This is a genomic window from Shewanella sp. 30m-14, from assembly GCF_052977125.1.
This window is the reverse complement of the sequence record NZ_JBRILW010000006.1, coordinates 21806-39742: the sequence shown is the minus strand read 5'-3', so window position 1 is coordinate 39742 and position 17937 is coordinate 21806. Positions and strand designations below refer to the sequence as shown.

21 protein-coding genes are annotated in these 17937 nt (G+C 43.0%); 4 read left to right on the top strand and 17 right to left on the bottom strand.

The genetic code is table 11. The features are described from left to right. Nucleotides 1-158 precede the first annotated feature (158 nt). The 14 genes from ACVBIU_RS06285 to ACVBIU_RS06220 all read right to left on the bottom strand — a co-directional run bounded on the left by ACVBIU_RS06285 (nt 159) and on the right by ACVBIU_RS06220 (nt 11666). A complete protein-coding gene (locus ACVBIU_RS06285; protein ID WP_447163318.1) occupies nt 159-377 on the bottom strand; it encodes a hypothetical protein in 219 nt (72 codons plus the stop codon). A gap of 257 nt (nt 378-634) precedes the next feature. After that, nucleotides 635-1102, bottom strand: coding sequence for a bacterioferritin (bfr, locus tag ACVBIU_RS06280; RefSeq protein WP_447160148.1), 468 nt, complete (start codon nt 1100-1102; stop codon nt 635-637). A 12-nt stretch (nt 1103-1114) separates the two neighbouring features. Then, entirely contained in the window at nt 1115-1582 is a 468-nt protein-coding gene (gene bfr, locus ACVBIU_RS06275; protein WP_447163317.1) for a bacterioferritin, read from the bottom strand. 334 nt (nt 1583-1916) lie between these two features. After that, on the bottom strand, nt 1917-2138 hold the full coding sequence (gene nqrM / locus ACVBIU_RS06270) for a (Na+)-NQR maturation NqrM (protein ID WP_012156314.1): 222 nt from the start codon (nt 2136-2138) through the stop codon (nt 1917-1919). Nucleotides 2139-2150: 12 nt separating this feature from the next. After that, nucleotides 2151-3167, bottom strand: coding sequence for an FAD:protein FMN transferase (locus tag ACVBIU_RS06265; RefSeq protein WP_447163316.1), 1017 nt, complete (start codon nt 3165-3167; stop codon nt 2151-2153). A 29-nt stretch (nt 3168-3196) separates the two neighbouring features. After that, nucleotides 3197-4444: an NADH:ubiquinone reductase (Na(+)-transporting) subunit F gene (nqrF, locus tag ACVBIU_RS06260; protein ID WP_447160151.1), complete on the bottom strand. Its 1248-nt coding sequence runs from the start codon at nt 4442-4444 to the stop codon at nt 3197-3199. 47 nt (nt 4445-4491) lie between these two features. Further along, complete coding sequence (nqrE, locus tag ACVBIU_RS06255) at nt 4492-5100, bottom strand: NADH:ubiquinone reductase (Na(+)-transporting) subunit E (RefSeq protein ID WP_447160152.1); 609 nt, start codon at nt 5098-5100, stop codon at nt 4492-4494. Between the two features lie 5 nt (nt 5101-5105). After that, on the bottom strand, nt 5106-5738 hold the full coding sequence (locus ACVBIU_RS06250; protein ID WP_447160153.1) for an NADH:ubiquinone reductase (Na(+)-transporting) subunit D: 633 nt from the start codon (nt 5736-5738) through the stop codon (nt 5106-5108). Beyond that, nucleotides 5738-6535 (bottom strand): Na(+)-translocating NADH-quinone reductase subunit C, encoded by a 798-nt coding sequence (locus tag ACVBIU_RS06245; RefSeq protein WP_447163315.1) that lies wholly within the window; start codon nt 6533-6535, stop codon nt 5738-5740. Before ACVBIU_RS06245 ends, ACVBIU_RS06250 begins: the two co-directional genes overlap by 1 nt. Then, entirely contained in the window at nt 6528-7727 is a 1200-nt protein-coding gene (locus ACVBIU_RS06240) for an NADH:ubiquinone reductase (Na(+)-transporting) subunit B (RefSeq protein WP_447160155.1), read from the bottom strand. The genes ACVBIU_RS06245 and ACVBIU_RS06240 overlap by 8 nt, the downstream gene beginning before the upstream one ends. Beyond that, the gene (locus ACVBIU_RS06235) at nt 7727-9061 is read right to left on the bottom strand and encodes a Na(+)-translocating NADH-quinone reductase subunit A (protein WP_447160156.1); all 1335 of its coding nucleotides are present in this window, start codon (nt 9059-9061) and stop codon (nt 7727-7729) included. Before ACVBIU_RS06235 ends, ACVBIU_RS06240 begins: the two co-directional genes overlap by 1 nt. A gap of 653 nt (nt 9062-9714) precedes the next feature. Beyond that, the gene (gene luxS / locus ACVBIU_RS06230; RefSeq protein ID WP_447160157.1) at nt 9715-10224 is read right to left on the bottom strand and encodes an S-ribosylhomocysteine lyase; all 510 of its coding nucleotides are present in this window, start codon (nt 10222-10224) and stop codon (nt 9715-9717) included. A gap of 329 nt (nt 10225-10553) precedes the next feature. Then, the gene (locus ACVBIU_RS06225) at nt 10554-10853 is read right to left on the bottom strand and encodes a BolA family protein (RefSeq protein ID WP_447160158.1); all 300 of its coding nucleotides are present in this window, start codon (nt 10851-10853) and stop codon (nt 10554-10556) included. Nucleotides 10854-10979: 126 nt separating this feature from the next. Next, nucleotides 10980-11666, bottom strand: a complete 687-nt coding sequence (locus tag ACVBIU_RS06220) for an alpha-ketoglutarate-dependent dioxygenase AlkB family protein (protein ID WP_447160159.1) — start codon at nt 11664-11666, stop codon at nt 10980-10982. Nucleotides 11667-11771: 105 nt separating this feature from the next. Between ACVBIU_RS06220 and ACVBIU_RS06215 the strand changes: the two genes are divergently transcribed. Further along, nucleotides 11772-13031, top strand: coding sequence for a methyltransferase (locus ACVBIU_RS06215; RefSeq protein WP_447160196.1), 1260 nt, complete (start codon nt 11772-11774; stop codon nt 13029-13031). A 121-nt stretch (nt 13032-13152) separates the two neighbouring features. Here the strand turns inward: ACVBIU_RS06215 and ACVBIU_RS06210 are convergent, their stop codons facing one another. The 3 genes from ACVBIU_RS06210 to ACVBIU_RS06200 form a co-directional block, all read right to left on the bottom strand. Then, the gene (locus ACVBIU_RS06210) at nt 13153-14094 is read right to left on the bottom strand and encodes a sterol desaturase family protein (protein ID WP_447160160.1); all 942 of its coding nucleotides are present in this window, start codon (nt 14092-14094) and stop codon (nt 13153-13155) included. A 119-nt stretch (nt 14095-14213) separates the two neighbouring features. Then, nucleotides 14214-15278, bottom strand: a complete 1065-nt coding sequence (locus tag ACVBIU_RS06205; protein ID WP_447163314.1) for a DUF2804 domain-containing protein — start codon at nt 15276-15278, stop codon at nt 14214-14216. Between the two features lie 221 nt (nt 15279-15499). After that, nucleotides 15500-16060: a porin family protein gene (locus ACVBIU_RS06200; protein ID WP_447160162.1), complete on the bottom strand. Its 561-nt coding sequence runs from the start codon at nt 16058-16060 to the stop codon at nt 15500-15502. A 222-nt stretch (nt 16061-16282) separates the two neighbouring features. On the opposite strand from ACVBIU_RS06200, the gene ACVBIU_RS06195 reads away from it, so the two are divergent. The 3 genes from ACVBIU_RS06195 to ACVBIU_RS06185 all read left to right on the top strand — a co-directional run bounded on the left by ACVBIU_RS06195 (nt 16283) and on the right by ACVBIU_RS06185 (nt 17932). Then, on the top strand, nt 16283-16849 hold the full coding sequence (locus ACVBIU_RS06195; protein WP_447160163.1) for a YajG family lipoprotein: 567 nt from the start codon (nt 16283-16285) through the stop codon (nt 16847-16849). Between the two features lie 48 nt (nt 16850-16897). Beyond that, on the top strand, nt 16898-17494 hold the full coding sequence (locus ACVBIU_RS06190; protein ID WP_447163313.1) for a peptidylprolyl isomerase: 597 nt from the start codon (nt 16898-16900) through the stop codon (nt 17492-17494). Between the two features lie 117 nt (nt 17495-17611). Then, a complete protein-coding gene (locus ACVBIU_RS06185) occupies nt 17612-17932 on the top strand; it encodes a hypothetical protein (RefSeq protein ID WP_447160165.1) in 321 nt (106 codons plus the stop codon). The last annotated feature ends 5 nt before the right edge of the window (nt 17933-17937 follow it).

Below are 17937 nucleotides of genomic sequence, written 5' to 3'. Positions count from 1 at the left end.
AGGGGAAATAAGCACAGAAGCGTATCGACAGGATATTGAAGAAAGTGGCATAAGTTAGCTAGGTAACGATATAAAGCTAAAGCCTTTCATTTACGCAAGATATTAGGTGAGATCGACTACATAGAAAGGCAAAAGGCAAAATAAATCGCTAGCCAATTTTAGCGTAACTTAAATAAGCCTGTGAGCATCGTTATCTCGTCGCTAGATAGAATATTTTGCACACTATAAACGCTCGACTTTTTACTTGAAGCTTTTGAGTTGAGCTCATTGTCATTTTGCTGTTTTTCAAATGTCTCAATGCATTTAACGAGATACTCAACCTGGATAAGACTTTGCGCATCGAGGTCAAACCGAGGTGATTTTGCAGAAATAAACATAAGTTCGCCCCTTAATCATTCACTAACATGGCTATACAACAGTGATACAGAGAGTGGCTTGATCCTTGTCTGTCGTTATATGAAAATTAAAACGACGAATGCAACTAGCATAGATTGCACTAGCTGAATATGGGCTGTACAAACGTCCCTGTACAAAAATCATCCGAAACAATATGTAATCCTAGTCTATAAATAAAAGTTTGCACAAAAAAAGAGACGTATATAAACGTCTCTTTTTTTTGTGCAAACTCGAAGGATTACATTTTACTTTGCAGGTAATTTTGTAAGCCCACTTTATCAATTAATCCTAGCTGTTTTTCAAGCCAATACATATGGTCTGCCTCTGTTTCTTCAAGCAGCACCTCTAAGATTTCACGACTCTCGTAATCACTTTTTAGCTCACATAAAGCAATTGCACTGCGTAAGTTATCGGCAACTTGATATTCATAGGCTAAGTCATTCTTGAGCATCTCTTGAGTGTCTTTACCAATATTGAGTGCTTCACGGCTAGCAACGTCAGGCGTGCCTTCTAGAAACAGTATTCTTTGCACCAACTTTTTAGCATGCTCACGTTCATCGTCTGACTCATGGGAGATCCGCTCGTGTAACTCGTTTAGCCCCCAGTCTTCATACATTAAACCATGTACAAAATACTGATCCATTGCAGATAGCTCGCCGGTGAGCAATTTATTGAGTGTGTCGATGACTTCTTGGTTACCTTTCATAATCTTCTCCAGTTAGCCCATCTTAGACTGCAAGTAATTTTGAATACCGGTTAATGAAATAAGCTCTAATTGAGCCTCTAGCCAATCTAAATGCTCTTCCTCGTCTTCCAATAGATCTTCTAGGATATCGCGACTAACGTAATCAGCCATTGATTCACACAGTGCAATCGCTTCACGAAGAACCACTAACTCTTCTTCAAGCATCACTTTGTCACACTCAAGCATTTCCTGGCTGTGCTCACCGATACGGATCTTGTCTAACTGTTGTAGATTAGGCAGCCCTTCCAGAAACAACACCCGCTCAATCAGTTTATCGGCATGCTTCATATCTTGAATCGATTTCTTATAGGCTTTTTCATCGAGCTCACCTAAGCCCCAATTCTTATACATACGCGCATGAAGAAAGTATTGATTGATAGCTGTAAGCTCGCTGGTCAGTACTTTGTTTAACTGACTAATGACCTTAGGTTGTCCTTTCATCTATTCATCCTTAGTTAAATTGATCTATATCAATCTTTATAAGCTAGAGCAAAAAACAACCAAGTTCAAATAAACATTATATTTCAACAATTTATTAAGAAAAACAATTCTCATTAGCACTACAATTCTTAACAAGTGGGTAGCGCGATTAAATCGCTAATTTCTACTGTGAAACGAGGGGCTTAGTCGGGAGAGAAATAAAAAAACTCAAATACAATGTAAGATACATAACTCATAAGCTGCCATGCGGGATGTAACAGAGGAAAGCTTTAGATAAAAAAGATATAAAAAAGGCCCCTACCAAGGAGCCTTAATCACCGAACCATCAACAGAACTAGATAATACGGTTCTGCTCTAACTTTTCTCGGCGTTCTTGTTCTGCCATTCTAGCTTTACGCTTATCACATGGATCATCACAATCACATGCTTTCTCAATTCCGAGCGCACCTAGACCACCGCAGCTTCCAGCAACAGCTTGTCGTTTGACTAAATAGCCTATCGACATTAAGAAAAAGAAACCTAATAACACGACAAAAGCCGCAATAAATGTGCTCATATTCGACTCCAACTACTGAGTAACGAAAGGTTTAAAGGCTTCACTATAGAAAACTTTAAAGCCATCATCCTGCTTTTCAATAAGCATTATCGCTAGATGCTCACGTTTAGCAAGTTCTAGTGATGCTTGAGTACCTAATACCATCATAGCGGTTGCGTAGCCATCTGCAATCATAGACTCTTCATGCAGTACTGTCACAGATGCTAATCTATGGTTTATTGGGTAGCCAGTGCGCGGATCGATCAGGTGTGAAAAACGCTGTCCGTCTTCCTCGTAATAATTACGATAATCACCGGATGTTGCCATCGCCATATTTTTGGGGGCTATGACCTGCTGGATCCCATTACCATTATCACCAGGCTGCTCAATCGCAATACGCCATAATGAACCATCAGCTTTAGTACCACGCAGGCTAATTTCACCGCCAATCTCGACCAAATATCCGGTCGGATTATACTTATCTAACAAGGCGGCTATTTTATCAACACCGAAGCCTTTTGCAATCGAAGAAAGATCAACGTAGATATCAGGGTCTTGCTTGCTGATCTTATTACCGTCAACAGCAATATCCTTAATACCAGTACGCTCCATCGCTGCATCTATCTGTTGCTTTGATGGAATTTGCGTCGGTCTTTTATCTGGGCCAAAGCCCCACAAGTTAACTAAAGGTCCCAGTGTTATATCTAGGGCGCCATCGGTTGTTTTATATAATGCTAATCCTTCAGCAATTACCTTGGCTGTATCAGCCGATACTTCAACCTTATCTTGACGAGTCATCTGGTTAAACTTAGATAACTCAGAATTGGGTCGATAGGTCGACATCTGATCGTTCACCAGCTCTAAAGCTAGGTCGATCTCAGCTTGCAGTAACTGGGGATCTGGCATCTTCTCGTTAGGCACAACTTTAATGTGATAAGTCGTTCCCATCGTGTTGCCAGACAGTGAAATCACTTCAGCTTGTTTAGTACAAGCTGAAATAAAAAAGGCTAACCCGATAAGGGCCAGCCAGTTTACTAAGGTCTTAAACATATTGACCTAGATCTCCAATAAGAGAAGGGTTAGCCACCGAAGTCATCCAATAGGATGTTTTCATCTTCGACACCAAGATCTTTTAGCATAGCAATTACTGCAGCATTCATCATTGGTGGGCCACACATATAATACTCACAGTCTTCTGGCGCTTCATGATCACGTAAGTAGTTTTCATACAGTACGTTATGAATAAAGCCTGTGTATCCATCCCAGTTATCTTCAGGCTGTGGATCAGACAGAGCTACATGCCATTGGAAGTTCGCGTTATCAGCCGCTAAGCCATCAAAATCTTCAACATAGAACATTTCACGGCTAGAACGAGCACCATACCAGAAGCTCATCTTACGCTTAGAGTGAAGGCGCTTAAGTTGGTCGAAGATATGCGAACGCATTGGCGCCATACCTGCACCACCACCGATAAATACCATTTCTGCATCGGTTTCTTTCGCGAAGAACTCACCGAATGGACCAGAAATCGTTACCTTGTCACCCGCTTTTAGGCTAAAGATGTACGATGACATCTTACCACAAGGCAGAGATAGGTTACGTGGAGGTGGCGACGCAATACGTACGTTCAACATGATGATACCTTCCTCAAGAGGATAGTTCGCCATAGAGTATGCACGGATTGTTTCGTCTTCAACAGTTGATTCAAGATTGAAGAAGCCAAAGTGTTCCCAGTCGCCACGGTATTCTGCAGGAATATCATAATCTGCATATTTAACATGGTGCGCAGGTGCTTCAATCTGAATATAACCACCGGCACGGAAAGGCACAGAGTCACCATCAGGAATTTGCAGCTTAAGCTCTTTAATGAAAGTGGCTTTGCTATCGTTAGAGATAACTTCACATTCCCACTTCTTAACACCAAAGATCTCTTCTTCCAGCTCAATCTCCATGTCGTTTTTAACGTTTACCTGACAAGATAAACGGCAACCGCCACGAGCTTCACCTTTGCTGATATGGTCCATTTCAGTTGGTAAAATATCACCACCGCCTGACTTAACATGGACTTTACACTGACCGCAAGTACCACCACCACCACATGCAGACGATACGAAAATACCGCTCTCTGCTAATGCGCCTAGTAGCTTGCCACCTGCGGCTGTTTTAATTGCTTTACTCGCATCATCATTGATGCCGATAGTGACATCGCCGCTTGCAACTAGCTTTGACTTGGCAAATAAAATTACCAAAACCAAGACTAATACAATCGCGGTAAACATACTCACACCGAGATATACATCGATTGGAGTAGATTCAAGAATACCCATTAAATTATCCTTAAAGGTTCAAATTAAGACGTCGTTATGGTGCCTCTTTACAGAGACACACCTGAGAACGACATGAAACCTAGAGCCATCAAACCAGCGGTAACAAAGGTAATACCTAAACCGCGAAGCCCATCAGGAACATCAGCATATTTTAACTTCTCACGGATACCAGCAAGCAGCACAAGTGCTAATGCCCAACCGATACCAGAACCGATACCAAACACCAAGCTTTCACTAAGGTTGTAGTCACGCTCAACCATGAAAGACACTGCACCAAAAATTGCACAGTTTACGGTGATTAGCGGTAGGAAGATCCCCAATGCGTTATATAGCGGTGGGAAATACTTATCCAATGCCATCTCAAGGATCTGAACCAAAGCTGCGATAACACCAATGAAGGTAATGAACTTCAAGAAGCTCAAGTCAGCATCTGGAACACCTGCCCACGCTAATGCGCCTGGAGCAAGAATGCCTTGATAGATAATTTGGTTAACAGGTACTGAAATCGCCAGTACCACGATAACTGCAACACCTAGACCCATGGCTGTTTTTACTTTCTTAGATACCGCAAGAAATGTACACATACCAAGGAAAAAGGATAGCGCCATGTTTTCAATGAAAACAGAACGAATTAATAGACTAATATAATGTTCCATTATGCTTATCCTTTCGCTTCAACTTGCTCTGGCTTCATCACACGAATAATCCAGATCAATGCACCGATCAAGAAGAACGCACTAGGAGGCAGCAGCAATAGGCCGTTAGGCTGATACCAGCCACCGTCAGAAATCTTGCTTAAGATCTCAACGCCGAATAATGAACCATTACCAAACAATTCACGTACGAAGCCAACTGACAACAAGATTGCACCGTAGCCTAAACCATTACCGATACCGTCCATGAAGCTCATCATAGGAGGCGTCTTCATCGCATAAGCTTCAGCGCGGCCCATTACGATACAGTTAGTAATAATCAGACCAACAAATACCGATAGCTGCTTAGCAACATCATATGCATAAGCTTGCAGTACTTGGTCAACCACGATTACTAATGAAGCAATAATCGTCATCTGCACAATAATACGTACACTACTAGGAATGTGATTACGTAACATTGAGATAAACAGATTCGATAATGCCGTTACCGCCGTTAACGCAATTGTCATTACCAAAGCTGTTTCCATCTTACTGGTTACAGCCAAGGCGCTACATACACCCAAAATTTGTAGTGCAATTGGGTTATTGCTGACGATAGGTCCGATTAGAACCTGTTTAAGTTCTTTAGCATCAGCCATTAGCTCAGTCCTCCATCTCGGGCTTTGTCGATAAAGCGTTCAAAACCTTCTTTACCTAACCAAAACTCTAACGAATACTGCACACCGTTACTGGTTAATGTTGCACCTGAAAGGGCATCAACACCATAAACAGTCTCTGCAATAGCAGGGTTTTTAGTGATAGTAATCGCTAATTCACCCTTGTCGTTGTATAACTTTTTACCTTGCCACTTAGCGACCCATTGTGGGTTTTGTACTTCACCGCCTAGACCAGGTGTTTCACCTGAGCCAGAAAAGTCGTAATACACTAAGTTCTGGATAGTATTTAGATCAGGATCCAATGCTAAAAATGCATACATGGTTGACCACAGACCATAACCTTTAATCGGTAAAATCACGCTAACCAGATTACCTGCATCGTCTTTAACCAGATAGATAACAGCATCATTTGCTACACGCTTTACTGATGCAATATCGTTTTTAGGTACAAAAGATAACTTAGGGTCACGAGCGGCTTTATTCATGTCGAACGTATCGCCATCGACACCATCAACAAAATCACCGGTGCTTAATGAAACAACTTTTGCTTCAACATTTTTGTCGTAAAGCGCCAAGATCTCAGCCTTAGAGACGTCACCATCTTTGGTCGAAATCAAATTAGCCGCTTCAAGAATATACTTTTGCTTATCAAGTAATTTGTTTTCTTGTTGGATAGGTTTCAACAATACTGCAGCCGTCGAAACGAACATAGAGCAGATGAAACATAAGCCAACAACAACAAACAGTGTTCTTCCGAACGAATCTTTATTACTAGCCACGAGCAATCCTCCGCTTGATATTCGACTGAACCACGAAATGGTCAAATAATGGAGCAAATAGGTTAGCGAACAAGATGGCCAACATCATGCCTTCTGGGAAAGCAGGGTTGATAACACGAATGAATACCGCCATAGCACCAATTAAGATACCGTAAGCCCATTTCGCATTATTAGTGAAAGACGCTGAAACAGGGTCTGTCGCCATAAACATCATACCGAACGCAAAGCCACCTAATACAAGGTGCCAGTACCAAGGCATTGCAAACATTGGATTCGTGTCACTACCGATGAAGTTAAGTAGGTAAGAAACTGCAATCATACCAACCATAACACCACTGACGATACGCCATGAAGCGATGCGGGTGTAGATGATAACTGCGCCACCAATCAAGATAGCCAGTGTCGATACTTCACCAACAGAACCTGGAATGAAACCAAAGAATGCATTCCACCAGTCAGTTGTTAGACCGTACTCTAATGTGCCCTGCGCCGCCTGACTCAGTGCTGTTGCACCAGAGAAGCCGTCAGCCACAACCCAAGTTGTGTCACCAGACATATTTAGCGGGTAAGCAAAGAATAGGAAAGCACGACCGGCCAACGCTGGGTTGAGGAAGTTACGGCCCGTACCACCAAAGATCTCTTTCGCCACAACCACACCAAAGGTAATACCTAAGGCAACCATCCAAAGTGGAATCGTTGCGGGCAGTGTTAGTGCAAAAAGGATTGAGGTAACAAAGAAGCCTTCGTTAACTTCGTGGCCGCGAACCGATGCAAATAGCACCTCCCATATACCACCGACAGCAAATGTCACTGCATATATGGGTAAGAACCAACAAGCGCCATACCACAATAATGCGGCAACACCTGAACTTGCAGTCAACTCAGTACCAAACATACCGAATAAAGCAACTTGCCACGTATCAGGAGCAGCAAAACCTGCCACTAACGCGTCTTGTGCTTGCAAACCTACGTTGTACATACCCATAAACATTGCCGGGAATGCACATGCCCAAACCGTAATCATCATACGTTTTAGGTCCAAGTTATCACGAACGTGGGTACGCCCCTTGTTCACGTGACCTGGAGTATAAAAGACAGTATATGCAGCTTCAAAAAGCGCATAAAACTTCTCATATTTACCGCCTTTTTCAAACTGCGGTTCAATATTTTCGAAAAACTGTTTTAAGCCCATTAGCCTTCCCTCACAATCGTATCTAAGCAGTCACGTAGATATGACGCATAGTCATATTTACCAGGACATACGAAAGTACACAGTGCCAAATCTTCTTCATCCAACTCCAATGCACCAAGTGTTGCAGCGCCATCGTAGTCGCCTGACACTAGGTCACGAAGAAGCATGGTAGGAAGAATATCCAGCGGCATTACACGCTCATAGTTACCAATAGGTACCATGGCGCGATCTGAGCCACCTGTACTCGTTGTCATGTTGAACAAGCGAGAAGATGAAAGGTGTCCAAGGAATGCACGAGTAATAGAGAACTTATCGCTGCCTGGCATAGCCCAGCCAAATAGTTCTTTCTCAGTGCCTTCTTCCAACAAGCTTACTTGATTATGGTAACGACCAAGGTAAGCGTGAGGACCCGTAGCCTTGCGACCGTTTAACACTGAGCCTGAGATAATGCGAACATTACCTTCACTTGCTTCCCCCTCAGTCAACTGCGCCATTGCTGCACCCATTTGGGTACGGACTAGACGAGGTTTAACAGCCTTAGGGCCAGCAATAGCAACTACTCGTTGAGTATGTAGCTCACCAGTCACAAACAACTGACCAATCGCTATCACGTCTTGGTAGTTGATATGCCATACGGTTCTTGTTGCAGACGCTGCTAATAGGTTATGAATGTGTGTGCCAGGCAATCCTGCAGGATGTGGACCGGCAAACTCTTCAACCTGAGCATTAGCACTTGGAATATCAGCGCCAGCAGCCTTACAAAGGTAAACCTTACCTTCGGTTAACTTTGAAAGCACCTTTAGACCGATTTCAAAATCAGCTTTATGCTCTGCAATCACGACAACAGGATCTGCTGCTAATGGTTGAGTATCAATAGCGGTGACGAATATACCAGCAGCGGTAGAATCAACGCCTGGTATTCGACTGAAAGGACGCGTTCGCAAAGCCGTCCACAAGCCTGATTGGATCAGGTTGTCACGTACTTGCTGAGTTTCAAGCGTGTCGATAGCAGTGGCGTCATATTTAGCAAAAGAGATGCTTTCATCCCCTTCAACTTCGATGACAACAGACTGCAGAACACGCTGAGCGCCCCGGTTAACTTCGGAAATTGTACCACTGGCTAAAGCAGTATATATCACGCCAAGATTCTTCTTATCTTCAAAAAGAATCTGACCTTTTTTAACTTTATCCCCTACCTTAATTTTCATGGTAGGACGTAAGCCAATATACTCTTCACCCAAAGTAGCTACATATTTGATGGCTTTACCATCATGAATAACTTGCTCTGGCCCACCTGCTATAGGTAGGTCTAATCCTTTCTTTATTGTAATCATATCCACAAGCACTACGTTATGAAGGAAAGACAATGCGCCGCGTTCCTGCTAAACACACAAGTTTTTAAACAAACCTCTAATTCGTGTTGAGCTAGCGCAGATTTATCGTCGAAATGCGATCGTAATCACGCTGGTCGCGCGCATTTTACCCCAAATATCACAAGCTCGCCATGAAAAATGTGACTGTTTTAAAAGGTTGCAAATGTTTTGAGAACAAACAGGTTAAATGCCAGTGAAAATTAAGATTTTATTAATATAGCTACAGGCCACATTCTCCATACAATTAAAGAGCTTAATTAACTTTTGCCACAGATACTCCACCAAAAAATGGCTAGATATAATAAAAATTAAACATTTATCTAAGTGCTGATTAATTAGGCTCGCGAGGATAGCGTTGCAAAACACTGTTTCATACAGATAACAGGCTTAAATCTATAATTTTAGGCATATTTAAGCTTGTTTTGGTCAAAAATAGAGTTGAATAAAGCGAAGTGAACTTGCCCTTTTGCGCTAGAAAAGCACAACAGAAAAACAATGAAATTGACCATCTAAGCATAAATAGCGCTAAAGCTTTCAAAATACAGACTTAACTCAAACATAAAAAAGACGGCTGCTGCCGTCATTTTTGTGTTTGAGTAACCCATTCTTGTCCGTTACAGCCCTTTTAAGATTGCCTCGCTCAGACTTAAATCATCATTGCGGTTAACATTGATACCGGCTGCGATAATATTGCGGGCGATCTCTTTAGCTTGCTCAAGAGAATGCATTTCAAAGGTGCCACATTGATATTCATTAAGCTCTGGAATATCTGATTGAGATGCGACCTTTAGCACATCTTGCATCGCAGCAAGCCACGAATCAGCAACGGTCGACTCCGTCGGTGTGCCGATTAAGCTCATGTAAAAGCCTGTACGACATCCCATCGGTGAAATATCAATAATCTCGACGCCATCGCCATTTAAATGCTGACGCATAAACCCTGCAAACAAGTGTTCAAGGGTATGAATACCTCGTTCACTTAGGATCTCTTTATTCGGAATACAGAAACGTAAATCGAATACCGTTATCGTATCGCCATTTGGTGTGACCATAGATTTAGCGACGCGCACAGCGGGTGCATTCATACGTGTATGATCAACGGTAAAACTATCTAATAACGGCATGTTAATTCTCCAAATTCGGCCTAATCGCTCATAAGCATAATGTTCGTTACTGCCTTAATCGACTGTAAGCTTGTACTGTTCTAAAGTGATACTTACGTACTGCAGCTGCGTAGTCAATAAAAGCACCATAAACTTTTTTCATTGTTGCATCACTTTTCGCACACTTAACCAAATAACACAACAAACCGCCCAAAGGCATTAGCCGCCAACACTTAGACTCCACCTTATTAAAGAAGGTCGTTTGGACTAGAAACAAAAAAGCCACAGCGATATGCCGTGGCTTTAATTACATCAACTCACCGATAATAGTGATGCTAACTTAGTATGGCTTACCCTTTACACTTTGGTGACGCGGGTACATCTACCTCAACCGCCCACTCTTGTGGAGTAAAAGTGTGCATAGACAGCGCGTGTAAGCCTTGAGCAAACTCTTCAGCCAATGCCTCATTAACTGCACGGTGACGACCAATAAGGCGCTTGCCTTCAAACTCGCTACTAGTGATGATCACTTTAAAGTGGGTTTCAGAGTTTGGCGGTACGTGATGGTTATGACTTTCGTTAATCACTTCTAGGTGAGATGGTGAAAGTGCTGCGGTGAGTTTTTCGGTAATGATCTGTTCAACTGACATAACGATGTTCTCAATAGGCATAAATGCGATTGCGGCAGGTTACTGCGATAATCTTTAAAGATCAACTGGCAGCACTATCGATATCGATTAGAACTAAATTTGTCCCCCCCCTCTGCTACCGATTTATTAAGCTATCTGATGAAAACCGACAATTAAGCGTCTAAAGGTCAGATTTAATCTTGGCTCTGTCACCTTTAATCGCTTAGGGAGTGAATGTTGCCACTCTTTTTGCATGGGCCAATGCATAATAAGTAAGTCCCCACTATCAAGAGATAAACTTATTTTTTGTTGAGTCTTTTTATGGCGAATAAAAAAGTCACGGCTTGCACCTAAGGTGACCGACGCAATATCACTTCCGGGTTCTATCTCCTTTTCGTCATCACTGTGCCAGCCCATCGACTCATGACCATCGGCATAACGGTTCACTAATACACCATTACTATTAAGCTCGAACTCTCGCGCTAACTTCTGCCGCAACTTATAGGCATATTTAGGCCACGGCTCAGCCTGTATAAACAAGCCTGAATAAAAATAGTCACACCCTTTATCGGCAAACCATACCTGGCTACGGGGAATTGGGTAACGCTTACCATAAACAACCACTTCAGGACGATTGAGCGGGTAAGTCGCAGACTCGTCTAGCAACGCCTTTTGCTGCGCGCTATTGAGATAGCCCTTAATTAAGGTGTAAGGCACTGCAATTCTAGGCTCACATTCAGAGCGGGGTCTAGCAATTGCTGTCGATAATGCCTGTTGAGAAGGTTTAATATCGGACAAAACTGGCCGATTAAGCCCTAAATCACCCTGTTTCATCGTTAAACCTCCTAACCTACAGCAGATATCATAATTCACATCATATACCTGAGATCATAAATCTGCGATAATATGCGCCCTAATTTATTTGGTACTTATTGGCATATGACGACACATTTTTCTGTATCGGGTATTGAACTCGAACTCCTCCGTTACCCTAGCAGACAAGAGTCTAATCTGCAGGCATGGGACGCTGCCGATGAGCACCTAATAAAGCATTTAATCGATACAGAACAAACAAGCATTAACACTGCGATTGTCAATGATAGCTTCGGTGCGTTGACCGCCGGTCTAATATCAATCGACCCTAGCTGGCCGCTGACACTGGAAACAGATGCAAAAACCAGCTTACTGGGCACGACGCAGAACCTTAGCCGTAATCAGTTACCGAATGAGTCGCTTACCTGGGTAAATAGTCGTGATGAGCTCCCTCAAGGACTTGAGCTCGTGCTAATGAAACTGCCAAAAAACCTAAACTACTTTGCCCACCAGCTAAATAGATTGTCACATGTCTTACCCGCTGGAACACAGATATTGATTGGTGCTAAAGCCAAGTCAATTAATAAGTCATTATTAGAAACCATTAGCCAAAATCTTGGGCCTGCAAGTGCGAGTCTGACATGGAAAAAGACCCGCGTTATCACTTGTATTAGCGATGGTAAAATACGTGCTTTACCAAAAGCGACAACTTGGTCGGTACCTGAGTTTAACTTGCAGATCACCAACCTGAGCAATGTCTTTGCTGCCAATAAACTCGATATTGGTGCACGGATCATGCTCGATAACATGCCTAAAGGTGAATTCAAATCGATAGTCGATTTAGGCTGTGGTAACGGTATTTTAGGCTTACATGCCAAACAGGTATTCCCAGAAGCCTACGTCCACTTTATTGATGACTCTGAAATGGCCGTTGCCTCTGCTAGAGAAAACTGGGCACTCAATAAGTTAGATAATCCAGCACTGATAGGCGAGCAAGCAACCTTTGGTTGGGATGATTGCTTAACGAATATGAGTGAAGGCTTCCGCCCGGACTTAGTTCTATGTAACCCGCCGTTTCACCAAGGTGAAGCCATTACTGACCATATCGCTTGGCAGATGTTCTTAGATGCCTTTAGACGTTTAAAAAATGGCGGGATTTTACATGTGGTCGGTAACCGTCACTTGGCCTATCACGTTAAGTTACAGCGGATTTTTAAGAATTGCACCACGGTTGCATCGAACGGCAAGTTTGTTATTTTGCAGGCACAAAAAATCAGCAAGAAGAGCCAAGAAACTGAACTTGAAGCAGAACAAGGCTCAGAAATTGACGCGAGCCCCCAAGCTCCGCACCCTCAAAGCGCTTTGTACGGTAAGCCAAGAGCCTAACCAAAGAAATATTCTGATGTAAACATAAAACGGTGAGCCTGTTGCTCACCGTTTTTTTATCCTATCAATCTGCTCTCAGCTCAATTAAGTCTCAGCTCTATCAGGTCCTAGCTAACCGAGCTCACGATTTAACGTCTACAACCTGTTCATCATGTTTAGGATCTTGTTTACCAAGTTCTTGCTTACTAGGGATTGGCTCGCTTATCTGCGAGACTGCTGTTGCTGGCGGGGCAAATAACACCTTAAACCTTTGCATAGGGGTCAAATTAGCCGCAAACGCCTCTTTAAACATATCTCGCCATTCAGTAAAGGTCACCACTAGCGGGTTAAAACTGTTAATGGGCTTAGTGATCCCGTACTCAACAGTCTCATCTTCCTTGGCAAACGTGCCAAACATGCGATCCCAGATAATCAAAACCCCCGCATAGTTCTTATCTATGTACTGTGGGTTACGCCCATGATGCACTCGATGATGGGAAGGCGTATTGATGACCCACTCTAAAATACCTAAAGACTTGATCGCCTGTGTGTGAACAAAGAACTGCAGCCCCAAATTCAACAACACAACAAACACCACCCAATTAGGGTCAAAACCCACGATGACTAACGGCAGCCAGAATATCCACATCCCTGCCATTGGATACATTAAGCTTTGACGAAATGCGGTGCTAAAGTTCATATTCTCCGAACTATGGTGGGCAACATGAGCCGCCCACATCCAACGAATGCGGTGACTGGCACGATGGAACCAGTAATAACAGAAATCTTGCGCCACCATTAGCGCAATAAACGTGGCGCCATTCATTTCAATATCAAATAAACGCCAACCAAAGAACATCAGATATAACTTAGCAACTAACAGCCCAGTTAGGATGTCGGTTAGCTGATGCATTGCAGCTAAAGCAAAGTTACACATTACCTCAGGCAAGTGATAGCGGGCATTAAGAGGTAAGCGGTTTTGCCTATCGCCCATATACCACTCAAGTAAAATACAGATGAAGAAAATCGGGGCGAGTACGAGTAGTAGTACTTCGGGGTGTGCGATCAGTGAATTAAAATCCATCTTATATATCCTTTTATCCTTTGTTTCGCTTATATCAGGGGTTTGCCTCGCCGTTTTTATTATCGCGGTAAATCCATTGCTAATACCTAAAAGTCATTAATCCTGCTGGCGTAGCAAAGTTACCAACGTGCAAAATGGTCTTCTGTTAGCCCTAGAACATTATCGAGTTGATGTCTCTGACCCAAATTATCAATAATACAGCCATCAAAATGGCCTAAATACTGCCTAAAATTACTTTTTAATAGCCATAAGTTTAGTTTCTCTTGACGGCAGTTTTTCGGTGTAAAAGTCAGCTCCACTTGACCATTATCTGAATACACTCGCCAGCTTCCCGCAACGTCTGTTTTATTTCGTTGACGGATAAAGTCAAAATGCACAGCCCCAAGAAGGTGCCTTTCGCCGTTATGCCAAAACACGTTCTCATGACAGCCAGTCTCATTGACTCCAGCAGCTAAATTTAACCCCAAACTTCCACTTTCAGTTAAACAGTTAATACTTGCCCAGCGCCAACTGGTTTCTCGGCGCATAAAGCCTGCACTAAAATCGTATCCGGCCGTGACTCTTTGTAATGGTTGCGGCTCATGATTAATGATTAGGCTACCCGCTACCTTTAAGGCGTTATGTTTTTGGGTATATGTCCAGCCGCTATAGCCCGTTGGGTTACACATCGCCATGGGGAGGCTTAATGGCTCTGGCTGTAAACTTAAATCCGCTTCAATCCCTAACGTATTGATCCTGATGCGCCAAAGCCCTTGTTCAATATCAAACTCAACTTGCCCCTTAGCACTCTTTATCTTCGCCTTACCTTGCATCGGAGAGTCAGACATCTGATAACCTAGGCCCAAAGGCTTAAGCCAACTCGTTTCTATCAGCTGATCAGTGTTGATGTCGTAGAGGTAACAGAAGGCACTGCCCACATAGCGAATATCGGCCAGTGCGACCCCTATAACGTAATGTGGCGTAACGATGCTAGCAAACTGGAACTGCTTATAGGCAAAATGCTTTGACCGACTTGAAGCGAGCTTGTCCATCTCATCAAAGTACTTGAACTGATCCACACCCAAGTGAGGCACCGGACCATCGAAATGCCCGTAGATAGCGCGACCATGCTCATCAGTCAAACTTGGCGGAGCCGCTGAGCTGGTCAATATATTAGGCGCCCATGGCACATTATTCTCAGACATAAAGCTTGAGTTCCAGAATTAAATTCGACCTTTTACTCTAACTGGAACTGACTCAGGTTAAAAGCTGCTTAACCACTTTTTGTTAATAAAGTGTAACCACAAACACCTTGCTATTTAATCGATAATTGAAAAGTATACTGAAGACAACTAAGCACAAAAACATCGCCTAAGCACTTTAGAAACCTGCGACGGACAGCGACGGAAACTTAATCTACTTGCGGTTAAAAGCGATAACTCAAGCCAATATTGAGGTTTTGCACCTCTAACGCCTGCACCGGCACATATTGATACTCGACATTCATTCCTAAGCCAGAATTAAACCTAATTCCCCAGCCAACTGCGGCATAAACATCCGTTCCATCGTCTTCAAAATAATTAACCTTATCACTGCCCCAGTTGCCTACATGGTAGGAAAGCTCATTCGCACTCGCGCCTAATTTTGCGTATAAGCGATTACTGTCAGATAGCATGTATTCTCCATAAAGCGCAGCCCTGTATCCTGAATACTCGATATTGTTAATACGAGTGATTACTCCGGTAAAAATACTCGCCACACCACCACTTCCGGTAAAATACCCCGCCTCAAGACCAACATTTTCGTGCCACATATAGCGGTAGTAAATATCCACGACAAAGTTATCACCAGCACTGCTATCGTGATTATCTGATTGTTCTAAATCTTGGAAACCATAGCCAGCACTGACACCAAAAATATGAGGAGCCTCCGTGGCTATAGCATTACAGCTGAGTAAACCTGCAACAAGCATTGTTAAAATACGCATATCATTCCCTTCATACACTCTTATCCTTCAGTGATTTACACTGCCATTAAAACTAAAAACAGTTAAAACCATTACCACTGCATACTACAATAGCCTTGCTTGGGTTATCCAGCCGCTATAACAGTAAAAACCACCTAAATTGCAAAAGTTTAGGCTTGCTCTGGAATCACCTACATCTTCTGGTATGCTGATGCCATTAAAAACTTGTTTATGAAAGTCAAAATGAAACGTTTACTTATATTGATCACTGCAGCTCTTGCGGCTGCTGGTTGCGCTAGTCAAGGGCCATCACATATCGCTTTAAATCCTGAGGTTCCTAGCATTAGCCAACAAACAGAAGCCGAGCTTCCTGTCGCCCTAGAAACGATTGATACTCGTTCGGCCAACTTTATCGTGCGCTTTAACGATGGTGATAAAGCCGCGCGCCTTATCAGCCCGAGTGAAGCGCCTCGAGTGCAAATGGATCAAGTCTTTAGAGAGGGATTTACCCAGGCTGGATACCGAATTGACCCAAGCTCAGTCAATCATATGCAAATACAGTTGGAGCAATTATTAACCGATGTTGATGAAGGCACCTTTGGCTTTGAAGCTAATAGCCAAATTATCATCAATGTGATCGCTAAGAATGCCAATCAAGAACTGACCAAACGTTATCGTGCTAAAGGTCTATTGAAAGGCCCATTTAGCGCCGACTTTGCTACGCTTGAACTAGAAATGAACAAACTACTGGGCGAGCTAACCCGCGACATTATTAACGATCCAGAGCTTAACCAGTTTATTCAGCAATAAATATAACTCAAGGCTTGCTGTATTCAACTTGCCATTAAAAGGAACACTATGAAAACTTGGATAACAAAGGCACTAACATCACTTGTCTTATTAACTGCAAGCCAACTGTCCTATGCGGTGGACATTCAGCCTAATACGCTTTATCCCCAGGTAGAACTTGATACCAGCATGGGGAAAATTGTGGTTGAGCTCGATAGAACCCGCGCCCCAATTACCGTTGATAACTTTCTCACCTATGTCGTAAAAGGTCATTACGACAACACTTTGTTCCACCGCGTGATTAGCGATTTCGTTGTACAAGGTGGGGGCTTAGATTTAAACAAAGAAGAGAAACCCACCGATAAGCCAATCGTTAATGAATCTGGCAATGGCCTATCTAACTTAACGGGCACTATCGCAATGGCCCGTGAAGCCGAACCACATACAGCCACCAGCCAATTCTATTTCAATATCGTCGACAATGAGAAGTTAGATCCCTCTTCTCGCCGTTGGGGTTATGCCGTTTTTGGTGAAGTGACCTCTGGCATGGAAGTGCTACAAGCAATGTCACTCGTGCCAACTGAGTTTAACACCAAGATAGAGTGGCCTGACTTTCCGGTTAAAGATGTAGTACTTAAGAAGGCGACACTGTTACCGCGCGACTAACGTAAGTATGATTTACCAATATTAATTTTGAAATAATTTGAATTTATTTGAATTTATTTGAGCTAAAAACCTAATTTCGTGCCTATACTTATTTTGTTAAGTAAAGGAGGCGGCTCAATGACAGCGGATGAGTTCATTGATGGTAAGGCGCCCCAACTGGCTTTCTATGGAAAAGCGTTTTTGAGTGATCAACTCGATTTCAATGAAATCCAGTTATACCTATGGGACACCCTTGAAGAATGGCAGATGTACAATCATCAGGGTGATGCGCAGACAGATATGGAACGTGTGTTTTGGCACCTATTACACGCCTTTGACAGATGGCCTAGTTGGGCTATTCGAGGTAATCAGTTTTTGCGAAAGCAGATCCATGATTGCTGTGACTACTTGAGCATTGGTGGTCAAATACCTCAAGGCTGTATCGGCATCAGACCTTAGTATCT

Excerpts from the sequence above, each read along its gene's own strand:
- ACVBIU_RS06240 (WP_447160155.1), bottom strand. The coding sequence starts at position 7,727 with ATGGGCTTAAAACAGTTTTTCGAAAATATTGAACCGCAGTTTGAAAAA.
- nqrM (WP_012156314.1), bottom strand. The coding sequence starts at position 2,138 with ATGAGCACATTTATTGCGGCTTTTGTCGTGTTATTAGGTTTCTTTTTC.
- ACVBIU_RS06220 (WP_447160159.1), bottom strand. The coding sequence starts at position 11,666 with ATGAAACAGGGTGATTTAGGGCTTAATCGGCCAGTTTTGTCCGATATT.
- ACVBIU_RS06195 (WP_447160163.1), top strand. The coding sequence starts at position 16,283 with ATGAAACGTTTACTTATATTGATCACTGCAGCTCTTGCGGCTGCTGGT.
- nqrE (WP_447160152.1), bottom strand. The coding sequence starts at position 5,100 with ATGGAACATTATATTAGTCTATTAATTCGTTCTGTTTTCATTGAAAAC.
- ACVBIU_RS06185 (WP_447160165.1), top strand. The coding sequence starts at position 17,612 with ATGACAGCGGATGAGTTCATTGATGGTAAGGCGCCCCAACTGGCTTTC.
- ACVBIU_RS06210 (WP_447160160.1), bottom strand. The coding sequence starts at position 14,094 with ATGGATTTTAATTCACTGATCGCACACCCCGAAGTACTACTACTCGTA.
- luxS (WP_447160157.1), bottom strand. The coding sequence starts at position 10,224 with ATGCCGTTATTAGATAGTTTTACCGTTGATCATACACGTATGAATGCA.
- ACVBIU_RS06235 (WP_447160156.1), bottom strand. The coding sequence starts at position 9,061 with ATGATTACAATAAAGAAAGGATTAGACCTACCTATAGCAGGTGGGCCA.
- bfr (WP_447163317.1), bottom strand. The coding sequence starts at position 1,582 with ATGAAAGGACAACCTAAGGTCATTAGTCAGTTAAACAAAGTACTGACC.
- ACVBIU_RS06225 (WP_447160158.1), bottom strand. The coding sequence starts at position 10,853 with ATGTCAGTTGAACAGATCATTACCGAAAAACTCACCGCAGCACTTTCA.
- ACVBIU_RS06265 (WP_447163316.1), bottom strand. The coding sequence starts at position 3,167 with ATGTTTAAGACCTTAGTAAACTGGCTGGCCCTTATCGGGTTAGCCTTT.
- ACVBIU_RS06205 (WP_447163314.1), bottom strand. The coding sequence starts at position 15,278 with ATGTCTGAGAATAATGTGCCATGGGCGCCTAATATATTGACCAGCTCA.
- ACVBIU_RS06215 (WP_447160196.1), top strand. The coding sequence starts at position 11,772 with ATGACGACACATTTTTCTGTATCGGGTATTGAACTCGAACTCCTCCGT.
- ACVBIU_RS06250 (WP_447160153.1), bottom strand. The coding sequence starts at position 5,738 with ATGGCTGATGCTAAAGAACTTAAACAGGTTCTAATCGGACCTATCGTC.
- bfr (WP_447160148.1), bottom strand. The coding sequence starts at position 1,102 with ATGAAAGGTAACCAAGAAGTCATCGACACACTCAATAAATTGCTCACC.
- ACVBIU_RS06200 (WP_447160162.1), bottom strand. The coding sequence starts at position 16,060 with ATGCGTATTTTAACAATGCTTGTTGCAGGTTTACTCAGCTGTAATGCT.
- ACVBIU_RS06285 (WP_447163318.1), bottom strand. The coding sequence starts at position 377 with ATGTTTATTTCTGCAAAATCACCTCGGTTTGACCTCGATGCGCAAAGT.
- ACVBIU_RS06190 (WP_447163313.1), top strand. The coding sequence starts at position 16,898 with ATGAAAACTTGGATAACAAAGGCACTAACATCACTTGTCTTATTAACT.
- nqrF (WP_447160151.1), bottom strand. The coding sequence starts at position 4,444 with ATGGGTATTCTTGAATCTACTCCAATCGATGTATATCTCGGTGTGAGT.